We start from the raw sequence: 2,442 nt of genomic DNA, 5'->3' as shown, positions 1-2,442 counted from the left end.
ATCGCGAGGGATATAGCGGAGTTCATTAGGACAGCAGAAGGAATCAAGAGGCCCAAAAAAGACCCCCTTCAAATGCTGGAAGAGGTGAGAGAGCGTTGAGGTTCGTCCTCGATGCGTCGCTTCTCATCGATGCCTTTTCTACCTACGACGAAATGAGGCGAGAACTCGCGCTCAGGGTTTTCGACGCTATCAAGAATCACGAGCTCTACGCTCCAAGGATATGCCAAGTTGAGTTCGTGAACGTCCTGAGAAGATTCACGCCGGAGGAAAACGTCAGGAAGTTCCTAGGTGTGTTTGATTTCATAACTCTCGTTGGGGAGTCCGAGTTCTTTGAGACGGCTCTTGAGCTTTCCTTCAAGATTCACTCACGCGCAGCTGACTCCTATTACATTGCAGCTGCCAAGACGTTGAATGCAGTTCTATTAACCAACGACCGCAGAATGGCTGAGAACTCTCGTGAGGTCGGTGTGTCAGCTTTTTATCTGCTTGAGGAGTCTAAGGAGTTTTTCAAATCCCTGGGGGTGGGTGAATGATAGTCATAATGGACAACGGGGGCCAATACGTCCACAGGATTTGGAGGACTTTGAGGTACCTCGGCGTTAATGCAAAGATAATCCCCAACACGACGCCGCTGGAGGAGATCAAGGCGATGAAGCCGGAGGGAATAATCTTCTCCGGCGGTCCCGATATAGAGAAGACTGGGAACTGTGAGGCAATTCTGGAACACTACGATGAGCTCAACGTTCCGATTTTGGGAATCTGCCTCGGACATCAGCTCATAGCGAGGTATTTCGGCGGGATGGTCGGGCGCGGGGACAAAGCTGAATACAGCCTTGTTGAGATTGAAATCCTTGAGGAGGACGACATTTTCAGGGGCCTACCAAAGAGACTGAGGGTCTGGGAGAGCCACATGGATGAGGTTAAGGAGCTCCCTCCGGGCTTTAAACTGCTCGCGAGGAGCGAGACCTGTCCTGTTGAGGCCATGAAGCATGAAGAGCTCCCAATCTACGGCGTCCAGTTCCACCCGGAGGTAGCTCACACTGAACACGGAGCGGAAATCTACCGGAACTTCGCAGGGCTCTGCGGCGAACTTTAGTTCCCTCCCCGTTACAAACCCAGGTTTTAAATCCAAAAACTTTTTAAAGTTTTGATTTTACAATATATGGTGATATTTTGGGGCACACGATATACTACATGATGGAAGTCGAGGAATGGGAGGGATTCAGGATGCTTGTCGAAAGGGCCTGCCTCGCCCTAGGCTGGGATTTTAAACGTAATGCTGACGAAATGACGATCTTCCCGGTCTGTCCTTCTGTAGAGCCCCTAACCATTAAAAAACGAGGAAGTGGCTTTGCAAAGACAAACCTCACTGAGCCCTGTCACTCTCTCTATCTTCTGATCCTCTACTCGGCTTCCTCCTTCGGCTCGGTCTCGGTCTGGGAGGACTGATCTAGGTGCACCTCAAGGATCCTGACCGGGACAGAGCTCCTCATGGCCCTCTCCTCGACAAGGAGTTTGACTATCCCCCCTGGCTCTGCATCCGGAACCGCGGGGACCCAGTAGTGACCGGGCTTAACATTGGCTCCTATGTCATCGTGTACAAACACCCTGATGAGGTCGTTTTTGACCTCCTCCACGATCCCGTAGGTGTAGTCTCTTCCATAACGGGAGCGGAAGTACTGCCTGAAGGCTATCACAGCAACGAGTGTGGTCAGAAGGTAGCTGTAATAGTGGTAGACCCCCCTGACGTGAGCCCTCAGGAGCAGATAGCCCCCAAAGGCGCCGGCCGATATGAAGAAGAGCCCGCAGTAAAAGAATCTGTAGGCGGAAAAGCCTATTATGAAGTCTCTTTTGGAGACCAGCATGTACCTAAGGGCAAGGAAGATGAAGACGGTCACCAAGCCGAAGATCCAGAGGTTTCTCATCAGGACGACTATGAGGAGAGAGATCAGAAGGTAGAGGAGGAGGGTGAGCTGGAGCTCAAGGCTTATGAACTCGTGAACCGTTACGTTCTTTCTCACGAGCCTCTGGAGGAGCCTGAAGGATGGAGGGCTCTTCCTCGGCCTCGGGAGAAAGAATGTAAGGAGTGCAGAATAAAGCCTTTTTCCGGCCCCTTCAATGACTGCTCCAATTGTGTAAAGGATTTCGTCGATGGTCATGCCATTCACCTCAGTGGCAGGTGTAGCCGTAGAGCAGGTCGCAGGTTCCCACCTTACCGAATATCTCCCTTGCCGTTGCCGGGTCGAGGAAGAAGGGTATCTTTCCCAGGTCAGCCGTTGAGAGGACTCCCTCAGAGATCCCCCAGACGCGGTAGCCGGTGACTTTCCTTCCCCCCTTGAAGTAGTATTCAAGGAAGTAGTAATCAACGCTGGACTCGTTCCCTTCGATGCTGAGCCCTAGGGTTTCGAAGAGGTCGTAGAGCTTTGGGTCGTAGTTTGGATC

Annotated in this window: 4 protein-coding genes and 1 pseudogene; 3 read left to right on the top strand and 2 right to left on the bottom strand. The window is 51.9% G+C overall.

The window, feature by feature from the left end; genetic code table 11:
* Window positions 1-95 precede the first annotated feature (95 nt).
* From MVD07_RS04115 to MVD07_RS04105, 3 genes are all read left to right on the top strand, one after another.
* On the top strand, window positions 96-533 hold the full coding sequence (locus tag MVD07_RS04115; RefSeq protein ID WP_297499003.1) for a type II toxin-antitoxin system VapC family toxin: 438 nt from the start codon (window positions 96-98) through the stop codon (window positions 531-533).
* A complete protein-coding gene (locus MVD07_RS04110; protein WP_297499001.1) occupies window positions 530-1,096 on the top strand; it encodes a GMP synthase subunit A in 567 nt (188 codons plus the stop codon). Before MVD07_RS04115 ends, MVD07_RS04110 begins: the two co-directional genes overlap by 4 nt.
* 77 nt (window positions 1,097-1,173) lie before the next feature.
* Window positions 1,174-1,449, top strand: coding sequence for a TonB-dependent receptor (locus MVD07_RS04105; RefSeq protein ID WP_297498999.1), 276 nt, complete (start codon window positions 1,174-1,176; stop codon window positions 1,447-1,449).
* Here MVD07_RS04105 and MVD07_RS04100 read toward each other — a convergent pair.
* Window positions 1,404-2,159, bottom strand: a complete 756-nt coding sequence (locus tag MVD07_RS04100; protein ID WP_297498997.1) for a DUF2101 family protein — start codon at window positions 2,157-2,159, stop codon at window positions 1,404-1,406. The two genes, MVD07_RS04105 and MVD07_RS04100, sit on opposite strands and share 46 nt — an antisense overlap.
* 10 nt (window positions 2,160-2,169) lie before the next feature.
* Window positions 2,170-2,442: pseudogene (locus tag MVD07_RS04095) on the bottom strand (DUF2341 domain-containing protein); the annotation flags it as partial.

The sequence above is a fragment of the Thermococcus sp. genome, assembly GCF_027008145.1.
In the GTDB taxonomy this organism is placed as follows: domain Archaea; phylum Methanobacteriota_B; class Thermococci; order Thermococcales; family Thermococcaceae; genus Thermococcus.
Note: the sequence above shows the minus strand (reverse complement) of the source record. Positions and strands in the feature narration are given on the sequence as shown.